We start from the raw sequence: 24,809 nt of genomic DNA, 5'->3' as shown, positions 1-24,809 counted from the left end.
ATGTGTTCCGTGCGTTTCGGCTCAGGCACGGCGGGTCTGCAGTCACACTTGAAGGGGTAATATTTTGCTGATTTCCTTGACATCCATCGTCCTTCTGCTGGTCGGGCTTGCGCTCGGCTGGGGCGGTATCGAGCTGATCACCCTGGGGGGCAGCTGGTACTACATCATTGCGGCTGTCGGCTTTTTGCTGACGGCCGCTCTCCTCTTGAAAAGAAGCGCTTCGGCCCTGTGGCTCTATGCGCTGATCGTGCTCGGGTCGCTCGGTTGGGCCGTCTATGAAGTCGGTTTTGACTGGTGGCAGCTTGGCGCGCGTGGCGGCATTATCGTGCTGCTCGGCCTGTGGCTTTTGACCCCTTGGATCAGAAAGCCGCTCAATGGCGGCAAGGGCGGCGGCGGACTGCCGCTGACGGTCGCGAGCGTCATCGCGCTGGCCATTGCCGGCTATTCCATGACGCAGGACCCGTACAATATTTCGGGCGACCTGCCGACAGAGACGGTTGCGGCGACGCCGGACCTCGGCGGCAATGTGCCGGAAGGCGAATGGCACCAATATGGCCGCACGCCTTACGGCCAGCGTTATTCGCCGCTGGCGCAGATCACGCCAGACAATGTGTCCAAATTGCAGGTGGCCTGGCAGTACCAGACCGGCGACGTGAAGCAGCCGCAGGATGTTGGCGAAACCACCTATCAGGTGACGCCGCTGAAGATCGGCGATTCGCTTTATCTCTGCACGCCGCATAACTGGGCGATTGCGCTCGACGCCGCGACCGGCAAGGAAAAGTGGAAGTTCGACCCGAAGGTCGGCTTCAACACCGACCGCCAGCACCAGACCTGCCGTGGCGTGAGCTACTGGAAGGACGCCAATGCGACCGCTGGCGCGAAATGCGCCGAGCGGGTCTATCTGCCGACCTCGGATGCTCGTCTGATCGCGCTCGATACGGCGACCGGTGAAATCTGCACCGATTTCGCCAATGGCGGCACGCTCGATCTCAGCCATGGCATGAAATATAATCCGGCCGGTTACTATTACTCGACCTCGCCTCCGGCTGTGGTCGGCGACAAGATCATCGTCGGCGGCGCCGTCAATGACAATTACTCGACGGAAGAACAGTCGGGCGTCATCCGCGCCTTCGATATCCGCACGGGCCAGCTTATCTGGAACTGGGATTCGGGTAATCCGGACGTCACGACACCGCTGCCGGAAGGTCAGTTCTACACGACGAATTCGCCCAATAGCTGGTCGGTGTCTAGCGTGGACGAAAAGCTCGGCCTGATCTTCGTTCCGCTTGGCAATCAGGTGCCTGACCAGCTCGGAATGGGGCGCAGCGAAAATGTGGAGAAATATTCCTCCTCCATCGTCGCGCTCGATGTGAATACGGGTCAGGTGAAGTGGGTGCGCCAGACGGTCCACCATGATCTGTGGGACATGGACGTTCCGGCGCAGCCGGTGCTGCTCGATATCAATGGCACGCCTGCGCTGGTCGGCCCGACCAAGCAGGGTGACCTCTATGTGCTCGACCGCCGCACCGGCGAGCCGATCATTCCGGTCAAGGAAATCCCGGCTCCGACCGGCACTATCCCGGAAGATCATTCGTCGCCGACGCAGCCGATCTCCGATCTGACCTTCAGCCCGCCTGCATTGCGTGAAAGCGACATGTGGGGTGTGACGATGTTCGATCAACTGGCCTGCCGCATCAAGTTCCACCAGCTTGCCTATGAAGGCCGCTACACGCCACCTTCGCTGAAGGGCACCATTGTCTATCCGGGCAATTTCGGCGTCTTCAACTGGGGCAGTGTGGCGGTCGATCCGGTGCGTCAGGTAATGTTCGGCATGCCGACCTATCTGGCCTTCACCTCGCGCCTTGTCCCGCGTTCGGAAATTCCACCGAAGGGACAGGATGAGAAGGGCAGCGAACAGGGCCTGAACCGCAATGACGGCGCGCCTTATGGCGTCTTCATGGGACCGTTCCTCGGCCCGCTCGGCATTCCGTGCCAGACCCCGCCATGGGGCTATGTCACGGGCGTCGATCTGCGCACCGGCAAGACCGTCTACAAGCATCGCAACGGCACCATCCGCGATATGGCGCCGGTTCCGCTGCCGCTGAAAGTCGGCGTACCGGGCATAGGCGGACCGATGATCACGGCAGGCGGCGTTGCCTTCCTCGGTGCCGCCGTGGACAACTATCTGCGCGCCTATGACCTGACAAATGGCAAGGTTCTGTGGGAAGCACGTCTGCCCGCGGGCGGACAGGCGACACCAATGTCCTACACGGTCGGCGATCAGCAATTCGTGCTGATGGTGGCCGGTGGTCATGGCTCGATCGGCACCAAGCCGGGCGATTACGTTATCGCCTATACGCTGCCGAAGAGCTAACTCCCAACGGAAGTTGCAACAAAAACGCCGGGAGAAATCCCGGCGTTTTCTTCTGAATATGTGGGTTGGTCAGACCTTGCTGTGCAGCAATTCGCCCTTGCGCGCGGCAGGTCGTTTGCGCGGCTCGGCGACGTTTGCCGCGAGCTGGTGGATGATCGGGCAGTCGGGACGGTTATCGCCATGGCAGTTTTGCGCCAGATGGCGCAGCGTGTCGGCCATTTCCTGCAGTTGGAGCATCTTGGCTTCCAGTTCCTCGACATGAACGAGCGCAACCTTCTTCACATCGGAAGAAGCGCGGTTGCGATCACGCCAGAGCGCCAGAAGTTCCTTGATCTGCTCGACCTGAAAACCGAGATCGCGGCTGCGACGGATGAAGCGCAGCGTCTCGACATCTTTTTGCGTGTAGACGCGATAGCCGGAACCTGTGCGTTCGGCAGCCTCGATAAGCCCGATGGTTTCATAATGGCGGATCATCTTCGCCGATATGCCCGATGCTGTGGCTGCCTGCCCGATATTCATTCCGTTCCTCATCCAATGGTCATTTACGACGATATAGGAATGCAATGCGGCTATTCAAAGGGGGCTGGTGCGGTTCAGGCGTCGGTTCCGGCCTGTTTCATGAGAAAATGTTCAAGGGCCTGAAATCCGTCGAAGATCAAAATGGCCAGCGCCGCGACGACAAGGCCGCCTTGCAGCACGAAAGCAAGATTGTTGGAGATGAGACCGGCGATGATGACTTCGCCAAGCGTCCGGGCGGCCACTGTCGAGCCGATGGTGGCGGTGGCAAGGCCGATCACCGCCGATAGCCTTATTCCGGCAAGAATGACCGGCATGGCAAGCGGCATTTCCACTTTGACCAGACGCTGCATTCCCGTCATGCCCATGCCGCGCGCCGCTTCCACGACAGGCGCAGGCAGGGTGGTGAGGCCGGTCAGCGTGTTTTCAAAGATCGGCAGCAGCCCATAGAGAAACAGCGCGATCAGCGTCGGCTTGTCGCCGAAACCGAAGATCGGCACGGCGAGCGCCAGCACCGCAACGGGCGGAAAGGTCTGGCCGATATTCACCAGACTGCGCGAAAGCGGCAGAAACTCCGCGCCCTGCCGTCTGGTCACGAAGATCGCCATGGCGACGGCCACCAGCGTGGATATCAGGGTCGCCAATGCCACCAGCCCCAAATGCTGCAAGGTCAGCGTCATCAGATTGGCGCGGTCATAGATGACGGGCGCGCCATCGCTGACCAATGGGCGGAAGACGGGTTCGAACAGATTCGGCTGCATCAGAAAGAGCAGCAGCATCGCCAGAAGCGCCAGCCGTGGAATGATGGAAATGAACAGCCTCATGCCGGGCGTTCCGCTTTTCGCAACAGCTTTTCCAGTGTGACGCGGCCAAGCGGTCTGCCGTCTGCGTCCAGAACCGGCAGAGCATTGCGACCCGACCATAAAAGCTCGGCCAGCGCATCGCGTTGCGAGGCGGAAACCGGCATGGCGTCGCCGCTGGCATCACCCGGTTGCAGGACCGTCTTGAGATCGGTGAGCGAGAGCAGGCGGAAAGGGCGTTCGCCGGTGCCGACCAGCCTTTCGACGAAGTCCGTCGCGGGTCGCGCCAGAATTTCCGCAGGCGGGCCATATTGCAAAAGCTTGCCGTCATCCATCACCGCAATATGGTCACCAAGCGAAATCGCTTCCTCCATATCATGCGTGACCAGCAGGATCGTGGTGCCGAAACGGCGCTGGATCGCCTTCAGGTCTTCCTGCGCCTTGGCACGGATGACCGGGTCGAGCGCGCCGAAAGGTTCATCCATCAGCAATATGTTCGGCTCCGCCGCCAGCGCCCGGGCGACGCCGACGCGCTGCTGTTGCCCGCCGGACAGTTCCTGCGGATAGCGGTCGCGATAATCCGCCGGTTCAAGCTGAAACAAATCGAGCAGTTCATCGACGCGGGCATCGATACGCTGTTTCGTCCAGCCGAGCAGAACCGGCACGGTGGCGATATTTTCTGCCACCGTGCGATGCGGGAAAAGCCCGTGCTGCTGGATCACGTAACCGATCCGCCGCCGCAAGGCGTGCCCCGGCTCGTCCATATTGCTGTGCCCGTCGATGCGGATTTCGCCCCCGGTCGGCTCGACAAGACGGTTGACCATGCGCAGCAGGGTTGTCTTGCCCGAACCGGAGGTTCCGACAATGGCCGCGATACTGTGCGGCTCAACGGAAAAGCTGACCGCATCCACGGCAGCCCGGCCATTATAGCGCTTGGTGATCTGGTCGAACTCGATCATGGCGCGGTTCCTTTCCCGGCGATTTCAATGGCGGCGTCGAGCAGAACGGCAGCACCGAAGGCCAGCAGAACCGTTGGCAGCGCGCCAAGCAGCACGAGGTCCATGGCCGTCTGTCCGATGCCCTGAAAGACGAAGGTGCCAAAACCGCCACCGCCGATCAGGGCGGCAATGGTGGTCATGCCGATATTCTGCACCATCACGATGCGGATGCCGGTGAGGATCACCGGAAAGGCTAGTGGAAATTCGGTTTTGAACAGCCGTTGCAGCCGCGTCATGCCCATGCCGCGCGCGGCATCGCTGACCGGTGCTGGCACCTGCGCGAGCCCGGCCACCGTATTGGCGACGATGGGCAGCAGCGAATAGAGAAACAGCGCCACGAAAGCGGGAGCGGCCCCAATGCCGCGAATGCCGAGGCTTGCTGCCCATGGCGCGTTGGCCGCAAGCCAGCCGAGCGGTGCGATCAGAATGCCGAAGAGCGCCATGGAGGGAATGGTCTGCACGATGTTGAGGCTGTTCAGCACCAGTCCGCGCAGCCTTGGCACACGGTGGCAGACGAGGCCAAGCGGAATGCCGATGATCGTCGCTGCGACAAGCGAGCCGAGCGCCAGTTCCACATGACGGCGGGCTTCGTTCCAGAAACTGTCGGCGCGGCTGAGATATTCCTTCATGAAGGACAGATTGTCCCAAAATCCCGAGGCGAGCAGCGCATAGAGGAGAAGGGCTGCGAGTATCAGCAAACCCACCCGCATGAGCGGTCGCACTTGCAAGCGCACTAGAGCATCGGCAACCGAAATGCCGCTGGCAAACAGCAGCAGCCAGAAGCCGGATGCGGGTGAAACGCGGGCATAATTATTGCCGTCGGGTGAAAGATGTGTTGCCGCGAGCCCGATCGCGATCATGATAGCAGCAAGGCCGGCAAGGTTTGCGCCAAGCCGCAGTCTGGCTTTGGCCGAGAAGAGGCCAAAAAGCAGGACCGCTGCCATTATGCCAAGCAAAGACAAGGCTTCGGCCATCGGCAAGGCGTCGAGCACAAAGCGCGGCTCGCCCTGCACGATGCGGTTGGCGCGGAAATTGGCAAAGGGCAGCAGCAGCCCGGCAATGGACGAAACCGCGATGACGAAGCCAAGCTTGTCAACATGGCCGAACAGGCCATGCGAGGCCTTTTCAGCATTCGCCGAATTGGAATGAGGGACTGCGATTCTATCCGGCAACGGGTCGCCTTTATCCGCCTATTTCAAAAAGCCGTTCTTCTTCAGGAAGTCTTCGGCGACCGCCTTGGCCGGTTCACCGCCCAACTGCACGCGACCGTTCAGTTCCTGCAGCGTGGTCAGGTCGAGCTTTGCGAAAACCGGCTTCAGCAGTTCTTCGATCTTCGGGTTCTTTTTCAGCACGTCCTCGCGGATGATGGGTGCGGGCTGATACACGGGCTGCACATGCTTGTCATCTTCCAGCACCACCAGCCCGGACGGCGCGATGCCGCCATCGGTGCCGTAGACCATGGCCGCATTCGCGCCATTGGTCTGGTTGGCGGCGGCGGCAATGGTCGCCGCCGTATCGCCGCCGGATAACGTGATCAATTGGTCCTGTTTCAGCGTGAAGCCATAGGCGGTTTGGAAAGCGGGCAGGGCGGCAGCCGAATTCACGAATTCCGACGAGGCGGCCAGAATGACCTTGCCGCCACCGGACGCATATTTGCCGAAATCGCTGAGGCTCGTGAGCTTGTTTTCGTCCGCCACATCCTTGCGCAGTGCAATGCCCCAGGTGTTGTTGGCGGGCGAAGGCGACAGCCAGACAATCTTGTTGGCGTCGTAATCGAGCTTCTTTGCCGTCTCAAACGCCTTGGCCGGGTCTTTCCAGAGCGGATCATCTGCCTTGTTGAAGAAGAAGGCCGCATTACCGGTATATTCGGGGTAAATATCGATCTCTCCGGCCACGATGGCCTTGCGCACCACTGGCGTCGCGCCGAGCTGAATACGGTCGGTCGTCTGAATGCCGTTGGCGTTGAGCATGGCGAGAATGATGTTGCCCAGCACGCCGCCTTCCGTATCGATCTTGGATGAAACGACAACCTGTGATTGTGCTGGATTTGAAAGTCCCGTCGCGCCCGCAATCAGGGTGACTGCGATGGCTGCGCCCTTCAGAAGACCTCGGTATGACATATTCCTCGTCCCATATTGCTTAATTGTGTTCATGATAAACTATAGCGCGACCGCAAAAAGGAAACCTTGGTGGAACCGGCTCCTGACAGCTGTCTGTCAGGAGGACTGGCGGGCAGGAAAAAAGCCATCGTTATTGCGCGGGGCGTCATGTCGCGAAATGGTGCGCATGTCGTATTTATGGCGTCTTTTGACGCAAGCCTGCTGTCGGGTTTTCACAGGACACAATAGAAATATCATCAAAGGCTTCGCATGTGCCGTCAGGGTGCTTGCAGCCGCGAAACTGGTGGTTGTTCATGTCCCGCTTTTCTGCAGCTTCTATTATCAAAAACGCGCTTTCCGGTAACAAGAACTGGGACCCGCAATGGCCCAATGCCGAACCCAAGGCCGAGTATGATGTGATCATCGTCGGCGCGGGCGGTCATGGTCTGGGTGCCGCCTATTATCTGGCCAAGGAACACGGCATCACCAATGTCGCCGTGATCGAAAAGGGCTGGCTCGGCGGTGGCAATACGGGGCGCAACACCACCATCATTCGCTCCAACTATCTCTATGACGAGAGCGCGCATCTCTACGAACATGCGGTGAAGCTGTGGGAGGGGCTCAGTCAGGACCTCAACTACAACGTTATGTTCTCACAGCGCGGCGTCATGATGCTGGCGCATACGGTGCATGATGTGCAGAGCTTCAAGCGCCATATCCATGCCAACCGCCTCAACGGCATCGACAATGAATGGCTGTCGAAAGAAGAAGCCAAAGAATATTGCCCGCCGCTCGATATTTCGCCCAATGCCCGCTATCCGGTGGTTGGCGCAACCTTGCAGCGTCGCGGCGGCGTGGCCCGTCATGATGCGGTGGCCTGGGGCTATGCGCGCGGCGCGACCCAACGCGGCGTGGATATCATCCAGAATTGCCCGGTTCTATCGATCCGTCGTGATGCTTCTGGCCGTGTGACCGGCGTTGAAACCGCGCGCGGTTTCATCAAGGCCAAGAAGGTCGCCGTTTCGACCGCTGGCAACACCTCGGTCGTCATGGATACGGCTGGCGTGCGCATGCCGCTTGAAAGCTTCCCGCTGCAGGCGCTGGTGTCCGAGCCGGTCAAGCCGATCTTCCCCTGCGTGGTCATGTCCAACACCGTCCATGCCTATATCAGCCAGTCCGACAAGGGCGAGCTGGTGATCGGTTCGGGTACGGATCAGTACACTTCCTACAGCCAGCGCGGCGGCCTGCCGCTGATCGAGCATACGCTGGCGGCGATCTGCGAAATCTTCCCGATCTTCACCCGCATGCGTATGTTGCGCAAATGGGGCGGCATCGTCGACGTCACCCCGGATCGCTCGCCGATCATCGGCAAGACGCCGGTTCCGGGTCTCTATGTCAATTGCGGCTGGGGCACGGGCGGCTTTAAGGCAACGCCGGGTTCGGCGCATGTCTTTGCCCACACCATCGCTCGCGACGAGCCGCACTGGATCAACGCGCCGTTCACGCTCGACCGTTTCAAGACGGGTCGCCTGATCGACGAAGCGGCGGCTGCCGCAGTTGCGCACTGAGGAAATATCGACATGCTTTTGATCCGTTGCCCTTACTGCGACATGGAACGTCCGGAACTCGAATTCGCCTATGCGGGCGAAGCTCATATTGCGCGTCCTGCCGATCCTTCGACCTATTCCGACGATGAATGGCGCGATTTCCTGTTCATCCGCTCCAACCCGCGCGGGACGCATTTTGAACGCTGGCGGCACATCAACGGTTGCGGCCGCTTCTTCAATGCGGTGCGCGACACGGTGAGCGACAAATTCGTCATGACCTATAAGGCCGGTGAGCCGCGCCCTGTATTGGCAGAAACTCCCGCTGCGGAGACAAAATAATGACCGACATGCGTTTGAATAATAAAGGCCGCATCAACAAGGCGAAGCCCGTGCGCTTTTCCTTCAACGGCAAGACTTATAGCGGCTTTGAGGGCGATACGCTTGCATCCGCGCTTCTGGCCAATGGCGAGCATCTGGCGGGCCGTTCGTTCAAATATCACCGTCCGCGCGGCATTCTTTCTGCCGGATCCGAAGAGCCGAATGCACTGATGGGCGTTTCGCGTGGAGAGGGCCGTTACGAGCCGAACACCCGCGCCACGGTGCTGGAGCTTTATGACGGGCTGAAGGCGGAAAGCCAGAACCACTGGCCGTCGCTGAAGCACGATGTCGGCGCGGTCAACGACGCCTTCTACATGTTCTTCTCGGCAGGCTTCTACTACAAGACCTTCATGTGGCCGAAGAGCTTTTGGAACAAGGTCTATGAGCCTTTCATCCGGGGTGCTGCCGGTCTCGGCAAATCGCCGTCCGAAGCCGATCCCGACAGCTATGCCAGCCGTTATGCCTATTGCGACGTGCTGGTGGTGGGCGCCGGGCCTGCCGGTCTTGCCGCAGCCCTTGAAGCCGCCAAGAGCGGCGCGAAAGTTTTCCTCTGCGACGAGCAGGCGGAAATGGGGGGCTCGCTCCTGTCCGAGCCGGAGCCGGTCATCAATGGCCGCACCAGCTGGGACTGGCTGAACCAGACGCTGGCAGCACTGGGCGCGATGGCGAATGTCACGCTTTTGCCGCGCACCACGGCGATTGGCTATTATCATCAGAACATGGTCGGCCTTTGCCAGCGCCTGACCGACCATCAGGCAAAGCCCGCCGCCAATGCCCCGCGTGAGCGCATGTGGCGCGTGCGCGCCAAGCAGGTTGTGCTTGCGCAGGGTTCAATCGAAAAACCGCTGGTTTTTGCGGGCAATGACCGTCCGGGCGTGATGCTGGCCGGTGCCGCACGCACCTATCTTAATCGCTACGGCGTCAAGGTCGGCGAAAAGGCTGTCGTTGTTACCTCGCATGATTCCGCCTGGCTTGCGGCCTTCGATCTCGCGGTTGCGGGCGTCAAGGTACCGGCCATTATCGATGTGCGCGATCAGGTCGCCGACAGTCTGGTGAACCGCGCAAAAATGCTCGGCATTGAAACGCTGACCGGCTGGACCGTCAGCGATACGGCGGGTCGTCATCGTGTTTCCTCCGTTCGTGTCAATCCGGTCAAAAACGGTTCGGTCGGCGCGGCGCGCACCATTGCCTGCGATGTCGTGCTGATGTCTGGCGGCTGGAATCCGAGCGTGCATCTGTTCTCGCACACCAAGGGCTCGCTCATCTGGGATGAGGAACGCCAGATCTATCTGCCGGGCGAACGCACGGAAGAAAGCCGCTGCGCCGGTGCCGGTAACGGCAATTTCGATCTTCAGGCTGCGCTGCGCGAGGGTGCCGTCAGCGGTGCGGCTGCGGCAAGCGATGCCGGACACAAGGCGAAACCCGCCGAATATGCGGTGGCGGGCGATTTCGTCTGCGCGGGCGTCAATTGCCGTGAGCTGCCGACAGATCGCGATCCCGGCAAGGCAAAGGCCTTCATCGATTTCCAGAACGACGTGACCGCCAAGGATATTCGTCTGGCCGTGCGTGAGGGTTTCCGCTCCATCGAGCATATCAAGCGCTACACCACCAACGGCATGGCGACAGATCAGGGCAAGACCTCGAACATCAACGGTCTCGCCGTTGCGTCCGATGCGCTCAGCCGTCCCGCACCGCAGGTCGGCCTGACGACCTTCCGTCCGCCCTATACGCCGACGACCTTTGGCGCTTTCTGCGGCTACAATCGGGGCAAGCTGTTCGACGTGACGCGCAAGACGCCGATCGATTCATGGGCGGAAGAACAGAGCGCTGCTTTCGAGCCGGTCTCGCTGTGGCGTCGCGCCTGGTATTTCCCCAAGGCGGGCGAAGACATGCACAAGGCCGTCGCGCGCGAATGCAAGGCCGTGCGCACCAGCCTTGGTATGTTCGATGCATCGACGCTCGGCAAGATCGAAGTGGTCGGCCCGGATGCAGCCGAATTCATGAACCGCATGTACACCAATCCATGGACGAAGCTCGGTGTCGGGCGCTGCCGTTACGGTCTGCTGCTCGGTGAAGACGGCTTCATCCGCGATGACGGTGTCGTCGGCAGGCTGTCGCAGGACCGTTTCCACGTCACCACCACCACCGGCGGCGCGCCGCGTGTGCTGAACATGATGGAGGACTATCTCCAGACGGAATGGCCGGACCTCAAGGTTTCGCTGACCTCCACGACCGAACAATGGGCCGTGGTGGCGCTGAACGGACCGAATGCGCGCAAGCTCATCGAGCCGATGGTCGAGGGGCTGGACCTTTCCGACGAAGCCTTCCCGCATATGTCGGTGGCGGAATGCAAGTTCCTCGGCGTACCGGCGCGTCTATTCCGTATGAGCTTTACCGGCGAACTCGGCTTCGAAATCAATGTCCCGTCGCGTTACGGCCTGGCTTTGTGGAAGGCGCTTTATGAAGCGGGCCAGAAATACGACATCACGCCCTATGGCACCGAAACCATGCATGTCCTGCGTGCAGAAAAGGGCTATATCATCGTCGGTCAGGACACCGACGGCACGGTGACGCCGGACGATGCCGCGCTCGGCTGGGCCATCGGCAAGCAGAAGCCGGACTTTGTCGGCAAGCGTTCGCTGGCGCGCCCGGACATGCTGAAGAAGGATCGCAAGCATCTGGTCGGCCTGCTGCCGAAGGACCCGAAGCTGGTGCTGGAGGAAGGCGCGCAGATCGTCGCCGATCCGAAACAGGCCGTGCCGATGACCATGCTGGGCCATGTCACTTCGTCCTATTGGAGCGAGACGCTGGGCCGTTCGTTCGCCATGGCGCTGGTTGCTGGCGGCAAGGATCGCACGGGCGAAACCATCTATATGCCGATGCCGGATGGCAGTGTGCATGAGGCGGAAATCACTGGGCTCGTCTTTTATGACCCAGAAGGCAAGAAGCTGAACGGATAAGGATCGCATCATGCTGCAACAGACCAACCCTTTTGCGAGCCGCGCGGTTGCCATTCCGGGCAAGCTCGATATCCGTCCGGCTGCTGATGGTGCGCGCTTTGTCCTGCGCTTCAAGCCGGAAAAACTGGCGCTGGCGGAAAAGGCGCTTGGCGCAACAATCCCCGCCAAAATCGGCGGACTTGCGAAAACCGGCGAGATCGCCATTGCCTGCATCGGACCGGATGAATGGTATATCTGGGCCGATGACGGCAAGGCCGCGGAGATCGTCGCGGCCTTCGCGAGCCTTTACGAGACAGAACCACATGCGCTGGTCGAGGTAAGCCATCGCGAGACCGGCATCGACATCACCGGGCCGCAGGCCGAGTGGCTGCTCAATGCCGCTTCGCCGCTCGATCTGGCTTCGATGGCGGCACCCGGCGCTGCGCGCACCATCTTCGACCGCGTGCAGATCATCCTCCTGAAATGGGGTGCGGATCACTACCGGGTCGAAGTGTGGAACTCGCTCGCCGATCACGTCTGGACGCTGCTCGAAACCGCAAGCCGCGAAGTCGAACTCGAAGTCTGATCGTTCGACTTACGCCTTCACTTTCAATTCTCAAAAACGCCGTCCGTTTCGGGCGGCGTTTTTGTTTTTAGGGCAATTTCAGTCTTGCCTTCTATAAATCCATATGTGAAGACTATATTCACATAAGAAATTCATGAGGAGGGAATTTCCCGATGCCGGAAAATGAACTGCCGCTGAGCGGGCTCGTTGTTGTCGATATGAGCCAGTTTCTGTCGGGGCCTTATTGCTCGCTGCGGCTGATGGACCTTGGAGCGCGGGTCATCAAGATCGAGCGCCCGGACGGCGGCGACCTGTCGCGCAGGCTTTATCTGAGCGATACGGAGATCGGTGGCGATTCAACGATTTTCCACGCCATCAATCGCGGCAAGGACAGCCTGGCGCTCGACCTGAAAAATCCGGATGATGTGGAAGCGCTGAAGAAGCTCATCACCAAGGCCGATGTTCTGATCCAGAATTTCCGTCCCGGCGTCATCGAACGCCTCGGGCTTGATTATGAATCCGCCAAGGCGATCAATCCGCGCCTCGTCTATGCCTCCATCAGCGGCTATGGCGAGGAAGGTCCTTGGGTCAAGCGTCCCGGGCAGGATTTGCTGGCGCAGGCGCGTTCAGGCCTGATGTGGCTCAATGGTGATGAAGGGCAGGGACCGGTGCCGTTTGGTCTGGCTGTCGCCGACATGCTGGCAGGCGCTGCCGTGGCGCAGGGCATTCTCGCTGCACTGGTGCGGCGCGGCATTTCCGGCAAGGGGGCGCATGTGGAAACCAGCCTTTTGGAAGCGCTGGTCGATTTCCAGTTCGAAGTGCTGACCACCCATCTCAATGACGGACGCCGTTTACCAAAACGTTCCGATTTCCGCAGCGCGCATGCTTATCTCTCCGCACCTTACGGGGTCTATCAAGCGGCGGATGCCTATCTCGCCATTGCCATGACGCCGATCCCGAAACTGGCGGCGCTGCTGGAGGCCGACACGCTGGCGCCCTATGCCGACGATCCGTCGAGCTGGTTTACCAAGCGCGATGAAATCAAGCGCCTGATCGCCGACCGCATCGCCCAGAAGACGGTGGATGAATGGCTGGCCATTCTGGAACCGGCGGATATCTGGTGCGCCCGCGTTCTCAACTGGGAAGAGCTCTTGGCCAGCGACGGCTTTTCGGTTCTCGACATGCTGCAGACCGTCACGCGTGAGGATGACGTGTCCATCACCACCACCCGCTCGCCGCTGCGCATCAACGGGAAGCGGCACAAGGTGGAACGAGCAGCGCCGCGCGTCGGTGAAAACAGCAAGGCAATTCGTGAGGAGTTTGGTCTATGAGTGCGATCAAGCTGAAAGGCATGACCTGGAGCCACCCGCGCGGTTACGATCCGATGGTTGCCGGCGCCACGCAATGGCTGAGCGACCAGGGCGTCGAGATCGAATGGGAAAAGCGTTCCTTGCAGGATTTCGAGACCTTTCCGGTCGAGGAATTGGCGCGCAATTTCGATATGATCGTGATCGATCATCCCCATGTCGGCCAGATCACCAAGGAAGGCTGCCTGCTGCCGCTCGATGTGCCGGGCCGCGAAGCCGAGCTGGAGGCGCTGGCCGACGGTTCGGTCGGGCAGTCCTTCCCAAGCTATAAATGGCAGGGCCATCAATGGGCGTTTCCGCTCGATGCGGCCACGCAGGTTCAGGCATGGCGTCCGGACCTGATCAAAAAGCCCGCCACAAGTTGGGCCGAAGTGCTGGAACTGGCGCGCGCGGGCAAGGTGCTTTTGCCATTGCGCTCGCCGCATTCGCTGATGTGCTTCTATACATTCGCTGCCAATAACGGTTCGCCTTGTGCCACCGAGGGCGCGTTGATCCACCTTGAAGACGGCGTGACGGCTTTTGAACAGCTTCGGGAAATTGCTGCGCTGGTGAAGCCGGAATGTTTCAGCATGGACCCGATTGCGGTGTTCGAAGAAATGGCAAAGCCCGATTCCGGCATTGCCTGCGTGCCCCTGATCTATGGATATGTGAACTATGCCATGCCGGGTTTCCGCGACCGTCTGATCCGTTTTGCCGATATTCCGGCAGGCGTGAAAGGTGTTGCGGGTTCGGCGCTGGGTGGCACGGGCATTGCCGTTTCGGCCTTTACGAAGCACCCGCAAGCCGCCATCGACTTCGCCTATTGGATAGCAAGCGGCGCGGTGCAGAAGGGGCTTTATGCCGCCTCCAACGGCCAGCCCGGCCATGCGGAAGCATGGGAAGACGAGGGTGTGAATGCCGCTACATCAGGCTTCTATCTCGATACGCGCGCAACGCTTGAAGGGGCGTGGGTGCGCCCACGCCATGACGGCTATATGCCGTTTCAGGAAGCAGCGTCAGAGCGCATCAACAAGGGGCTTCAGGGCCATGAACCGGCAGAACAGGTGATCGCCGATCTGAACCGGCTGTTCCGCGAAAGCTTCTGACGGCTTGTATTGATCGACCTCTCCATCCCCTCATCCTGAGGAGCCTCCTGAGCTTGCGAAGGAGGCGTCTCGAAGGGTGAGGAGCCAGGCACTGTGTTTCTTCTCGTTTCCTATCCCTCGATCCTTCGAGACGTCTCCCCGAGCTTCGCTCAGGGAGCCTCCTCAGGATGAGGGTCGAGGAGAAAGCTATTCTCGTCTACTTAAAGGTTCCAGATACGGCGCGCGTTCTCAGACAGAAGGCGCGCTTTTTCGTCCTTGCCACAGCCTTCAAGCAGGGTGTGGGTCGTCGCCACCCATGTCGAAAGTCCGGCATCGATAGAGCTTGCAAGCGTGCAGACCGGCCAGTCGCTGCCCCATACCACTCGGTCCCAGCTGAACGCCTCGATGACATGTTCGACATAGGGGCGGATGGTTTCGGCAGTCCAGCTTTCAGCATCGGCATAGGCTACCACACCGGAAATCTTCGCTACCACATTCGGCCTGCGGGCAATCTCGGTGATGCCTTTCTGCCAGCTTTCCAGTGCGCCCGACTTGATGTCCGGCACGCCGCAATGGTCGAGCACGAATTGCAGGCCCGGCGCCAGATCGGCAAGCGCGATAACCTTGTCGATCTGATGCGGCAGGGTGCAGAGATCGAAGGTCAGACGCGTATTGTCCATGCGCTTGAGGTTTTCGCGGAAAAGCGCGCCTTCGGAAAGCTCGTCCGGCACGACATGCAGAACGCGGCGAAAGCCTTTGACAAAGGGATCAGCAAGCTGGCGCTCAAGATAGGCGGCAAAGCCGTCTTCTTCGGGGCGGCAGGATGCAATCGCGCCTTTGATGAAGCCGCCATTTGCGATGGAAAGCGCCCGAATATGGTCCGTTTCGGCCTGAATCGCTTCGGGCGCGACATCCACTTCCATATGCAGGGCGGCGGCGATGCCGCAGCGTTCCGCCTGCTGCCGGTAGGTGTCGAACAGAAAATCCCGATCAAGCGCTGGCACGTCGCCTAGCCATGGATAGGTGAGCGCGCTTTTGTCGATCAGGTGCAGATGGGTATCAATCAGCATAGAGATTCCTCCTATCCCGATATTTTCAAAAAAGAAGATAGTTTTCAAATAAGAATTTAGGGCGTGGTCCGACCCGGACGGAACCAGCCCTAATCGAGTGTGGAAAGATCTGCGCCCACCAGCTTGGACAATTCCTGCACCGTCTTTTGCAGCAGCGTGATGGTCTGGGTAATGTCGGGCGAGGCACCGGAATTGACCAGCGTGACATAGGGGCAGGTCAGCGCCGCGATGCAGGTGCCGTCTGGTCCGAGAATGGGCGCGGAGAGGTTATAAACGCCTGCAACCTGGGCACTTGGCATCATTTCATAGCCGCGCTCACGGATCTGGTCGAGCCGCTCATAGAAGCTTGGATCGAGATCGACGGTCTCGCCATCCTTGCCATATTCAGCGATCATCATCTTGCGCTCTTCCGGCGAACGGAAGGCAAGCAGCACATGGCCGGAACCCGTGTCGAACAGGCTGATATGCGAGCCGACGCGGATCGAAATGCCCCAATAGTCCGGCGCTTCCTGCTGGGCAATCACCACCACGGAACCGCGGTCGAACACGGCAAGCTGGTTTGCCTGCTTGGAACGGTCGGCAAGCTCACGCATGAAGGGCGTTGCGAACGAGGCGAGGCGGCGCACCGGCGCGTGCAACTGGGCAAGGCCGAACAGTTTCAGCGTCAGCGAATAGCGGTCACCCTCTAGCTTGGTGACATAGCCGCGTTTCACCAGCCGGTCGAGCATGCGGTAGAATTCGTTCGGGCTGCGATCCAGATGCTTGGCGATCTCGGCCTGCGTCAGTCCGCCGTCCACGCCTGCCAGCAATTCGAGGATATCAAGGCCCTTGTCGAGCGCGGGCGCGCGGTAGCGGTCATCGGTTTCCAAATGCGTTCCCCCAAGGTGGCTCTTCGTGAATTTCGTCATTCATATACAAACATTTCCGACTGCGAAAGTCGTATATCGGCGATAAAACGCCTTGACCGTTCTTGAATACTATGTTTGCATATAAATACAACCTTCACAACCGGGGGTGCGGGCAGGGAGTGCCCGTTTTAGGAGGAGAAGTGATGCAAAGTTTCAAGGCGCACATTTTGGCAGGTGTGGCGTGGCTCGCCGTGGGGATGGCCCCGGCAGTTGCAGCCGATCTGCCCGGCAAGTTCGAAGGCGTGACGATCAACGCCAAGCTGATCGGCGGTCAGCAATATGAGGCGCTCTATTCGCGTATCGGCGAATGGGAAAAGGCGACTGGCGCCAAGGTCAACATCCTGTCCAAGAAGAACCATTTCGAGCTGGACAAGGAAATCAAGTCCGACATCGCTTCGGGTTCGATCAACTGGTGCGTCGGTTCCAACCACTCGTCTTTCGCGCCGCAATATACCAGCCTCTATGTCGATCTGAACTCGCTGCTTCCGAAGGAAGAAATCGACGGTTTCGTGCCATCGGTCATCAAGGCGTCCACGCTTGACGGCAAGCTGATCATGCTGCCGCGTGCGCAGTTCGACGTTTCGGCACTCTATTATCAGAAGAGCCTCTTCAACGACGAAGCCAAGAAGAAGGCGTTCAAGGAGAAATACGGCTACGACCTCGCACCGGCCAAAACCTGGAAGGAAGTGTCGGATCAGGCAGTATTCTTCGCCGATCCGCCGAATTTCTACGGCACGCAGTTTGCGGGCAAGGAAGAAGCCATCAATGGCCGCTTCTATGAAATGCTGGTCGCCGAAGGCGGCGAATATCTCAAGGACGGCAAGCCTGCTTTCAATTCGGAAGCCGGTGTTCGCGCCCTCGACTGGTTCGTCAATCTCTACAAGGCCAAGGCTGTTCCGGCTGGCACCACCAACTATCTGTGGGATGAGCTGGGCGCTGGTTTTGCTTCCGGCACCATCGCGGTCAACCTGGATTGGCCGGGCTGGGCGACCTATTTCAACGATCCGAAGTCGTCGAAGGTCGCTGGCAATGTCGGCATCGCTCCGGCGCCAACCGGTTCTTCCGGCAAGCGCACCGGCTGGTCGGGTCATCACGGCTTCTCGGTAACGGAAGCTTGCGAAACCAAGGAAGCCGCCGCCTCGCTCGTCTGGTTCCTGACCAACGAAGATCCGCAGAAGCAGGAATCGGCTGCCGGTACGCTGCCGACCCGCACCGCTGTCTGGGATTACGTGATCGAGCAGGCCGCTTCCGACCCGTACAAAAAGGAAGTGCTGTCGGTGTTCCAGGAAACGGCAAAGACCGCTTTCCCGGTTCCGCAGACCCCATCCTGGATCGAAATCTCCAACGCGGTCTATCCTGAGCTTCAGGCTGCGATCCTTGGCGACAAGACCTCCCAGCAGGCCCTCGATGACGCTGCCAAGAAGGCAACGCAGATTCTTGAGGATGCAGGCGAGCTCTGATCCTGCCTGAACAAAATCATGGGCCCGCCCTGAAGCCTTTTTGGGGCGGGCCTTTTTTGCCAGTGGCGGCGCTGAGGCAGTTCCGCTGTTCGCCCGTTCCACTGTTTGCCAGTCCACTATTTGGAAGCGCAATGTTCAAGAGACTTTCCCCGCCGGTCCTGCTTCTGCTTCCGGCCTTCATCATTCTCGCAGCGGTGGTTCTGTTTCCTCTCGCGCTGTCGCTTTATTCGAGCTTCACGCCGTTCCGGCTGACGCGCCCCGAGAGCCTGTTCAACTTCATCGGTTTCCGCAACTATCAGCGCATCCTGACCGACTGGGTGTTCTGGGCGGCCTTCATTCGCACGGTGGTCTTCCTCACCATTGCGCTCAATCTGGAAATGCTGCTCGGCCTCGGCCTTGCCATGCTCGTCAACAAGGCGACGCACGGCCAGCGCGTGTTGCGCACGCTGATGATGTTCCCGATGATGTTCTCGCCGGTGCTTGTCGGCTTCCAGTTCAAGTTCATGTTCAATGACAATATCGGTCTGGTCAACAATGCGCTGCAGTCGCTGGGCCTGACCAATACCGCCATTCCATGGCTGATCGACGGCAATCTGGCGCTGATCGCCATCCTGCTGGCGGAAGTGTGGATGTCCACCTCGGTCTTCGCGATCCTTATTCTCGGCGGTCTTCTGTCCATGCCGCAGGACCCGGTCGAGGCTGCGCGCGTCGATGGCTGCACGCCGTGGCAGACCTTCCGCTACGTCATCTGGCCTTATCTGATGCCGTTTGCCTATATCGCGATGACCATCCGTTCGCTGGATGTGGCCCGCGCCTATGACATTGTGAAGATCATGACCGATGGCGGCCCGGCGCGCCGCACCGAACTGATCTGGACGCTGGTGGGCCGCACGGCCTATGCGGATGCGCAGATGGGCATGGCCAATGCCATGGCCTATGTCGCAATCCTGCTCTCGATCCTCTTCACCGTCCTGTTCTTCCGCAAACTTGCGTCCGCACGCACGCAGATTGGAGCGGAGTGGTAATCATGGCAACAACAACACTTTCCAACAGCCAGCATCGTCTGCTGCGCCGTTTCAAGAAAATCGCCTATCTGGTCGGTCTGTTTCTGGCGATGACCGTCATTTGCCTGCCCGGCCTGTGGATCGTGCTTTCGTCGCTGCGTCCGCCGGTCGAGATCATGGCAAAGCCACCGGTCTGGATTCCGCAGGAAATCACGTTGGAAGCCTATCGCGCCATGTTCTCGGGCGCAGGTGCGGGCGGCATTCCGGTCTGGGATTATTTCCGCAATTCGCTGATTATCTCGATCACCTCGACCGTGATTGCGCTGATCATCGGCGTATCTGGCGGCTATGCCTTCGCGCGCTTCCGCTTCTGGGGCAAGTCGGCAACCTTCCTCGGCTTCATGCTGACGCGCTCGGTGCCGGGCATTGCGCTCTCGCTACCGCTCTTCATGGTGTTTTCCCGCGTCGGCATCATCGACACGCATTTTGGCCTCATCCTGACCTATGTGGCGCTGAATGTGCCATTCACGATCTGGCTGATCGACGGCTTCTTCCGTCAGGTGCCGAAGGATCTTGCGGAAGCCGCCCAGATCGACGGCTGCACGCGCTGGCAGGCTTTCTGGCAGGTGGAGTTTCCGCTGGCCGGTCCCGGCATCGCGACGGCTGGCATCTTTGCCTTCCTCACCTCGTGGAACGAATATGCGCTGGCTTCCCAGCTCACCCGTTCCGTCAATTCCAAGACCCTTCCTGTCGGTCTTCTCGATTACACCGCTGAATTCACCATCGACTGGCGCGGCATGTGCGCGCTGGCGGTCGTGATGATTATTCCGGCGCTGACCCTCACATTCATCGTCCAGAAGCACCTTGTTGCTGGTCTGACGTTCGGCGCGGTTAAAGGTTGATAGAACAATGGCTCAGCTTTCCATCAAAAATCTCGTCAAGCGTTACGGCAATGTCGGCGTGGTGCATGGCATCAATCTCGAAATCGCGGACAAGGAATTTGTAGCACTTGTCGGTCCGTCCGGCTGCGGCAAGTCCACAACGCTGCGCATGATCGCGGGTCTGGAATCCATTTCCGGCGGTACGCTGGAAATCGGCGGCAGGCAAGTCAACGATCTGCCGCCGCGTGACCGCAACATCTCGATGGTGTTCCAGTCCTATGCGCTTTATCCGCATATGTCGGTGCGCGAGAACATGGGCTTCTCGCTGAAGATCGCCAAGCAGCCGCAGGCGGAAATCGACCGTCGCGTCAATGAAGCCTCGGCCATTCTCGGCCTCGAAGCACTGATGGAGCGTCGCCCAGCGCAGCTTTCGGGCGGCCAGCGCCAGCGCGTCGCCATGGGCCGCGCCATCGTGCGTAATCCCGAAGTGTTCCTGTTCGACGAACCATTGTCTAACCTTGACGCCAAGCTGCGCACCCAGATGCGCACCGAAATCAAGAAGCTGCACGCCAAGGTGCAGTCCACGGTCGTTTACGTGACGCATGATCAGGTCGAAGCCATGACGCTGGCCGACCGCATCGTCATCATGCGCGATGGTCATATTGAACAGGCCGGAACCCCGGATGAAGTCTTCAAGCGCCCGGCGACGCAGTTCGTTGCCGGTTTCATCGGCTCCCCGCCGATGAATATGGGCGAGGCGACGGTGACGGGCGGCGATCTGGTCTTCGCCAATGGCGACCGCCTGCCGCTGCCTGCACAGTTCCAGGGCAAGGCCAAGGATGGTTCCAAGGTGACGTTCGGTCTGCGCCCGGATGATGTCTTCCCGAAAGGTCATGGCATTTCCACCAGTGACGCCGTGTTTGAAAAGGACATGCGCGTTTCGATCACCGAGCCGCTCGGCAACGAAACGCTTGTCTTCGTGGAATTCGCGGGCAAGGAGTGGGTGGCGCGCATGCTGAACCCGCGTCACCTGCAACCGGGCGAAACCATTACCATGCAACTCGATCTGTCGCAGGCGCATCTTTTCGATGCCGTAAGCGGCAAGACTTTGGCTATCTGACCATGGCACGTATTGAAAAAGTTGAACTGCGCATGGTTGACCTTCCGCCGAAGGTCAAGCGCACCGACGCGATCCAGAGCTTCGTCAGCCAGGAAACGCCGATTGTCACCATCACCGACAGCGACGGCGCGGTCGGCACCGGCTACAGCTATACGATCGGCACCGGCGGTTCGTCGGTCATGCGCCTGTTGAGCGACCATCTCGTGCCGCTCATCATCGGCGAGGATGCTGATTGCATCGAAGCCATCTGGCGCAAGCTGGAATTCGCAACCCATGCCACGACCATCGGCGCGATCACCGCGCTGGCGCTGGCTGCGGTCGATACCGCACTCTGGGATCTGCGCGCCAAGAAGCAGGGTCTGCCGCTGTGGAAGCTTGCGGGCGGGGCCAAGGAAAGCTGCCCGCTCTACACGACCGAAGGCGGCTGGCTGCATATCGAGAAGGAAGCGCTGGTCGAGGACGCGTTGCAGGCCAAGGCCAAGGGCTTCACCGGCTCCAAGGTCAAGATCGGCAAGCCGCACGGTTCTGAAGATTATGCGCGCCTGTCCGCCGTGCGTGCGGCGCTGGGCGACGGCTTCGAGATCATGACCGATTGCAATCAGGGTTTTACGGTTGATGAAGCCATTCGTCGTGCCGAGCGCCTGAAGGAGCTTGATCTGGCATGGATCGAAGAACCGCTTCCGGCGGACGATCTCGACGGTCATATCCGCCTGACGCGCTCCACCCCGACGCCGATTGCGGTGGGCGAGTCCATCTATTCGATCCGCCATTTCCGCGAATATATGCAGAAGGGTGCTTGCTCCATCGTGCAGGTGGATGTGGCGCGCATTGGCGGCATCACGCCCTGGCTGAAAGTCGCCCATGCGGCGGAAACATTCGACATTCCAGTCTGTCCGCACTTCCTGATGGAACTGCATGTCAGCCTCGTTTGCGCGGTGCAGAACGGTCGCTATGTCGAATATATTCCGCAGCTCGACGACCTCACCACCAAGGGCATGGAAATTCGCGACGGTCGCGCCATTGCCCCGTCCGAGCCGGGTATCGGCATCGAATGGGATTGGGATGCAGTGCGTAGCCGTTCGATTTCCGAGTTTACCCGCGAGATCGTGAGGTCGTAATGGCACAAAGAATGGGCATGGTGATCGGACTCAATGCGGAAAAGATCGCAGAATACAAGAAGCTGCACGCCGCCGTGTGGCCGGAAATTCTGGCTCTCATTACCGAGTGCAACATCACCAACTATACGATCTTTCTGAAAGAGCCGGAAAATCTCCTGTTCGGCACATGGGAATATGTCGGCACCGACTTTGAGGCCGACATGAAGAAGATGGCCGATAATCCGAAAAATCAGGAATGGTGGTCCTTCTGTATGCCCTGCCAGAAGCCGCTCGAAACCCGCAAAGAGGGCGAGTGGTGGGCCATGATGGAAGAGGTGTTCCATCATGACTGAGGCTTTCGATCCGACGCAGTTGCGCCAGTGGTGGGCAAAGCCCACCAAGCCAAAACCCATCGTGATCTTTGGCGCGGGCAGCATTGTCGGCGACGCGCACCTGCCCGCCTACAAGAAGGGCGGCTTTCCGGTTGCCGGTATTTTCGATCCCGATCTGGACAAGGCGCGGGAGCTTGCCGACCAGTGGGGCGTTAAGACTTTTGCCAGCGCCGAGGAAGCGATTGCCGTCGAAGGCGCGATCTTCGATCTGGCGACGCCGCCATCAGCCCATGCGAAAATCCTGTCGCAATTGCCGAAAGGTGCGGCTGTTCTGATCCAGAAGCCGATGGGCAGCGACCTCGCCGCCGCGACGGAAATTCTCAAAGTCTGCCGCGCGCGTAATCTGAAGGCGGCGGTGAATTTTCAGCTGCGTTTCGCGCCGATGATGCTCGCGCTTTATGACGCCGTCGATAAGGGCTTGCTGGGCGAAGTGGTGGATTTTGACGCCTGGCTGGCGCTTGCCACGCCATGGGGTCTGTGGCCTTTCCTGAAAGGTCTGCCACGCATCGAAATCGCCATGCACTCGATCCATTATCTGGATTTCGTCCGCGGTCTGCTGGGCGATCCTCTCGGCGTTCACGCCAAGACCATTGGCCATCCGAACCACGACGTAGCCCAGACGCGCACGGCTGCAATTCTGGATTATGGCGACCGCGTTCGCTGCGCGCTGTCGGTCAACCACGATCATGATTTCGGGCGCAAGTTTCAGGCCTGCGAATTCCGCATCTGCGGGACCGAGGGTGCGGCCTATGTGAAACTGGGCGTCAATCTCGACTATCCGCGCGGCGAACCGGACGAGCTTTGGATCAAGTCGAAGGGTGCCGAAGACTGGGTTTCCGTGCCGCTTGAAGGGGCCTGGTTCCCGGACGCTTTCCTCAATCGCATGGCGCAGTTGCAGCGTTTCGCTTGCGGCGAGGATGCCGAACTCCTCGGCTCGGTCGAAGATGCCTGGCACACCATGGCGCTTGTCGAGGCCGCCTATCAATCGAGCGCCGCGCCCGCCACGCCGCTTGCTGCAAAACCGGAGGTCTGACCATGGCCGAGCAGAAAATATATTACGAAGATTATGAAATGAACCATGTGCGCCTCACCACGGGCCGCACGATTACAGAGACGGATTTCGTGGTCCATGCCGGGCATACGGGCGATTTCTTCCCGCATCACATGGATGCGGAATTCGCCAAGACCTTGCCGGGCGGCCAGCGCATCGCGCATGGCACCATGATTTTTGCCATTGGCGTCGGCCTCACGGCGACGTTGATCAACCCGGTTGCTTTTTCCTATGGTTATGATCGCTTGCGGTTTATTCGTCCGGTGCATATCGGAGATACGATCCGCACGCGGGTTACGATCAGTGCGAAGGAAGACGATCCAAAACGCGCCACTATGGGACGCGTGACGGAACGTTGCGAAGTGCTTAATCAGCGGGACGAAGTGGTGCTCGCTTGTGACCACATCCTGCTTGTCGAACGGAAGGCTTGAAAATGACGATACGCTTTGATGGAAAAACCGCGCTGGTGACAGCCGCAGCACAAGGCATTGGCCGCGCCAGCGCGCTGGCCTTCGCAGAAGCGGGTGCCAAGGTCTATGCGACCGACATCAACACCGATGCCCTCAAGGAAATCGAAGGCGTCAACGGTATCATCACCCGCAAGCTCAATGTGCTTGACGACGCGGAAGTGAACGCACTTGTAGCCGAAATCGGACAGGTGGACATCCTGTTCAACTGCGCCGGTGTCGTTCACGGCGGCTCCATCCTCGAAATGAAGGACGAAGACCTCGACTTCGCCGTCAATCTCAACGTCAAGGCAATGATCCGCACCATCCGCGCCGTGCTGCCGGGCATGCTGGAGCGCAAGGACGGCGCCATCGTCAACATGGCTTCCGTCGCATCGAGCGTGAAGGGCGTGCCGAACCGTTTTGCCTATGGCGTCACCAAGGCCGCCGTTATCGGTCTCACCAAGGCCGTCGCTGCCGATTATGTTGCCAAGGGCATCCGCTGCAACGCGATCTGCCCCGGCACGGTCGAAAGCCCGTCCTTGCAGGACCGTCTGCGTTCGCAGGGCGATTACGAAGAGCAGCGCGCGGCGTTCATCGCCCGCCAGCCGATTGGCCGCATCGGCCAGCCGGAAGAAATCGCTGATCTCGCCGTTTATCTCGCTGGTGCGACCTACACGACCGGACAAGCTTATAACATTGATGGCGGCTGGACTATCTAAGTTCGCCCCAG

The 24,809-nt window shown here is 59.8% G+C and carries 23 protein-coding genes; 16 read left to right on the top strand and 7 right to left on the bottom strand.

Annotated elements, in window-relative coordinates:
- Positions 1-64: 64 nt before the first annotated feature.
- A complete protein-coding gene (locus QLQ11_RS07160; protein ID WP_109368230.1) occupies positions 65-2,374 on the top strand; it encodes a glucose/quinate/shikimate family membrane-bound PQQ-dependent dehydrogenase in 2,310 nt (769 codons plus the stop codon).
- Positions 2,375-2,443: 69 nt separating this feature from the next.
- On the opposite strand, the gene cueR is transcribed toward QLQ11_RS07160, so the two are convergent.
- The 5 genes from cueR to QLQ11_RS07135 all read right to left on the bottom strand — a co-directional run bounded on the left by cueR (position 2,444) and on the right by QLQ11_RS07135 (position 6,808).
- Positions 2,444-2,893: a Cu(I)-responsive transcriptional regulator gene (gene cueR, locus QLQ11_RS07155; protein WP_109368231.1), complete on the bottom strand. Its 450-nt coding sequence runs from the start codon at positions 2,891-2,893 to the stop codon at positions 2,444-2,446.
- A 74-nt stretch (positions 2,894-2,967) separates the two neighbouring features.
- Positions 2,968-3,714, bottom strand: coding sequence for an ABC transporter permease (locus tag QLQ11_RS07150; RefSeq protein ID WP_109368232.1), 747 nt, complete (start codon positions 3,712-3,714; stop codon positions 2,968-2,970).
- On the bottom strand, positions 3,711-4,649 hold the full coding sequence (locus QLQ11_RS07145) for an ABC transporter ATP-binding protein (protein WP_109368233.1): 939 nt from the start codon (positions 4,647-4,649) through the stop codon (positions 3,711-3,713). Before QLQ11_RS07145 ends, QLQ11_RS07150 begins: the two co-directional genes overlap by 4 nt.
- Positions 4,646-5,848, bottom strand: coding sequence for an ABC transporter permease (locus tag QLQ11_RS07140; protein ID WP_109370152.1), 1,203 nt, complete (start codon positions 5,846-5,848; stop codon positions 4,646-4,648). Before QLQ11_RS07140 ends, QLQ11_RS07145 begins: the two co-directional genes overlap by 4 nt.
- A 30-nt stretch (positions 5,849-5,878) precedes the next feature.
- On the bottom strand, positions 5,879-6,808 hold the full coding sequence (locus QLQ11_RS07135) for an ABC transporter substrate-binding protein (protein ID WP_121537192.1): 930 nt from the start codon (positions 6,806-6,808) through the stop codon (positions 5,879-5,881).
- Positions 6,809-7,101: 293 nt separating this feature from the next.
- Here QLQ11_RS07135 and QLQ11_RS07130 point away from each other — a divergent pair, with 293 nt between their 5' ends.
- The 6 genes from QLQ11_RS07130 (at position 7,102) to QLQ11_RS07105 (ending at position 14,668) form a co-directional block, all read left to right on the top strand.
- A complete protein-coding gene (locus tag QLQ11_RS07130) occupies positions 7,102-8,355 on the top strand; it encodes a sarcosine oxidase subunit beta family protein (RefSeq protein ID WP_109368235.1) in 1,254 nt (417 codons plus the stop codon).
- Between the two features lie 12 nt (positions 8,356-8,367).
- Entirely contained in the window at positions 8,368-8,673 is a 306-nt protein-coding gene (locus tag QLQ11_RS07125; protein ID WP_109368236.1) for a sarcosine oxidase subunit delta, read from the top strand.
- The gene (locus tag QLQ11_RS07120) at positions 8,673-11,672 is read left to right on the top strand and encodes a sarcosine oxidase subunit alpha (protein WP_124915169.1); all 3,000 of its coding nucleotides are present in this window, start codon (positions 8,673-8,675) and stop codon (positions 11,670-11,672) included. Before QLQ11_RS07125 ends, QLQ11_RS07120 begins: the two co-directional genes overlap by 1 nt.
- Before the next feature lie 10 nt (positions 11,673-11,682).
- Positions 11,683-12,237, top strand: coding sequence for a sarcosine oxidase subunit gamma (locus QLQ11_RS07115; RefSeq protein ID WP_109368238.1), 555 nt, complete (start codon positions 11,683-11,685; stop codon positions 12,235-12,237).
- Positions 12,238-12,389: 152 nt separating this feature from the next.
- Complete coding sequence (locus QLQ11_RS07110; protein ID WP_109368239.1) at positions 12,390-13,547, top strand: CaiB/BaiF CoA-transferase family protein; 1,158 nt, start codon at positions 12,390-12,392, stop codon at positions 13,545-13,547.
- Positions 13,544-14,668: an ABC transporter substrate-binding protein gene (locus QLQ11_RS07105; RefSeq protein ID WP_109368240.1), complete on the top strand. Its 1,125-nt coding sequence runs from the start codon at positions 13,544-13,546 to the stop codon at positions 14,666-14,668. The genes QLQ11_RS07110 and QLQ11_RS07105 overlap by 4 nt, the downstream gene beginning before the upstream one ends.
- Before the next feature lie 200 nt (positions 14,669-14,868).
- Here QLQ11_RS07105 and QLQ11_RS07100 read toward each other — a convergent pair whose 3' ends face one another.
- Positions 14,869-15,717: an amidohydrolase gene (locus tag QLQ11_RS07100; protein WP_109368241.1), complete on the bottom strand. Its 849-nt coding sequence runs from the start codon at positions 15,715-15,717 to the stop codon at positions 14,869-14,871.
- Between the two features lie 89 nt (positions 15,718-15,806).
- Complete coding sequence (locus tag QLQ11_RS07095) at positions 15,807-16,625, bottom strand: IclR family transcriptional regulator (protein ID WP_171316747.1); 819 nt, start codon at positions 16,623-16,625, stop codon at positions 15,807-15,809.
- Between the two features lie 143 nt (positions 16,626-16,768).
- Here QLQ11_RS07095 and QLQ11_RS07090 point away from each other — a divergent pair, with 143 nt between their 5' ends.
- The 9 genes from QLQ11_RS07090 (at position 16,769) to QLQ11_RS07050 (ending at position 24,798) form a co-directional block, all read left to right on the top strand.
- The gene (locus QLQ11_RS07090) at positions 16,769-18,085 is read left to right on the top strand and encodes a sugar ABC transporter substrate-binding protein (protein ID WP_371835848.1); all 1,317 of its coding nucleotides are present in this window, start codon (positions 16,769-16,771) and stop codon (positions 18,083-18,085) included.
- A gap of 131 nt (positions 18,086-18,216) precedes the next feature.
- Positions 18,217-19,110 carry a carbohydrate ABC transporter permease gene (locus tag QLQ11_RS07085; RefSeq protein ID WP_109368243.1) on the top strand — a complete coding sequence of 298 codons (894 nt, stop codon included), beginning with the start codon at positions 18,217-18,219 and terminating at the stop codon, positions 19,108-19,110.
- A gap of 2 nt (positions 19,111-19,112) precedes the next feature.
- Entirely contained in the window at positions 19,113-19,991 is an 879-nt protein-coding gene (locus tag QLQ11_RS07080) for a carbohydrate ABC transporter permease (protein WP_109368244.1), read from the top strand.
- A 7-nt stretch (positions 19,992-19,998) separates the two neighbouring features.
- Positions 19,999-21,090, top strand: a complete 1,092-nt coding sequence (locus QLQ11_RS07075) for an ABC transporter ATP-binding protein (protein WP_109368245.1) — start codon at positions 19,999-20,001, stop codon at positions 21,088-21,090.
- Positions 21,091-21,092: 2 nt separating this feature from the next.
- The gene (locus QLQ11_RS07070) at positions 21,093-22,208 is read left to right on the top strand and encodes a mandelate racemase/muconate lactonizing enzyme family protein (RefSeq protein WP_109368246.1); all 1,116 of its coding nucleotides are present in this window, start codon (positions 21,093-21,095) and stop codon (positions 22,206-22,208) included.
- A complete protein-coding gene (locus QLQ11_RS07065; RefSeq protein ID WP_109368247.1) occupies positions 22,208-22,540 on the top strand; it encodes an L-rhamnose mutarotase in 333 nt (110 codons plus the stop codon). The genes QLQ11_RS07070 and QLQ11_RS07065 overlap by 1 nt, the downstream gene beginning before the upstream one ends.
- Positions 22,533-23,612, top strand: coding sequence for a Gfo/Idh/MocA family protein (locus QLQ11_RS07060; RefSeq protein WP_109368248.1), 1,080 nt, complete (start codon positions 22,533-22,535; stop codon positions 23,610-23,612). The genes QLQ11_RS07065 and QLQ11_RS07060 overlap by 8 nt, the downstream gene beginning before the upstream one ends.
- A gap of 2 nt (positions 23,613-23,614) precedes the next feature.
- Positions 23,615-24,061, top strand: coding sequence for a MaoC/PaaZ C-terminal domain-containing protein (locus tag QLQ11_RS07055; RefSeq protein ID WP_078337859.1), 447 nt, complete (start codon positions 23,615-23,617; stop codon positions 24,059-24,061).
- A 2-nt stretch (positions 24,062-24,063) separates the two neighbouring features.
- Positions 24,064-24,798 (top strand): SDR family oxidoreductase, encoded by a 735-nt coding sequence (locus QLQ11_RS07050; protein WP_109368249.1) that lies wholly within the window; start codon positions 24,064-24,066, stop codon positions 24,796-24,798.
- The last annotated feature ends 11 nt before the right edge of the window (positions 24,799-24,809 follow it).

Source organism: Ochrobactrum sp. SSR (genome assembly GCF_030067775.1).
Classification (GTDB): domain Bacteria; phylum Pseudomonadota; class Alphaproteobacteria; order Rhizobiales; family Rhizobiaceae; genus Brucella; species Brucella teleogrylli.
The sequence above is the reverse complement of the archived record's forward strand: the minus strand, read 5'-3'. Positions and strand labels throughout refer to the sequence as shown.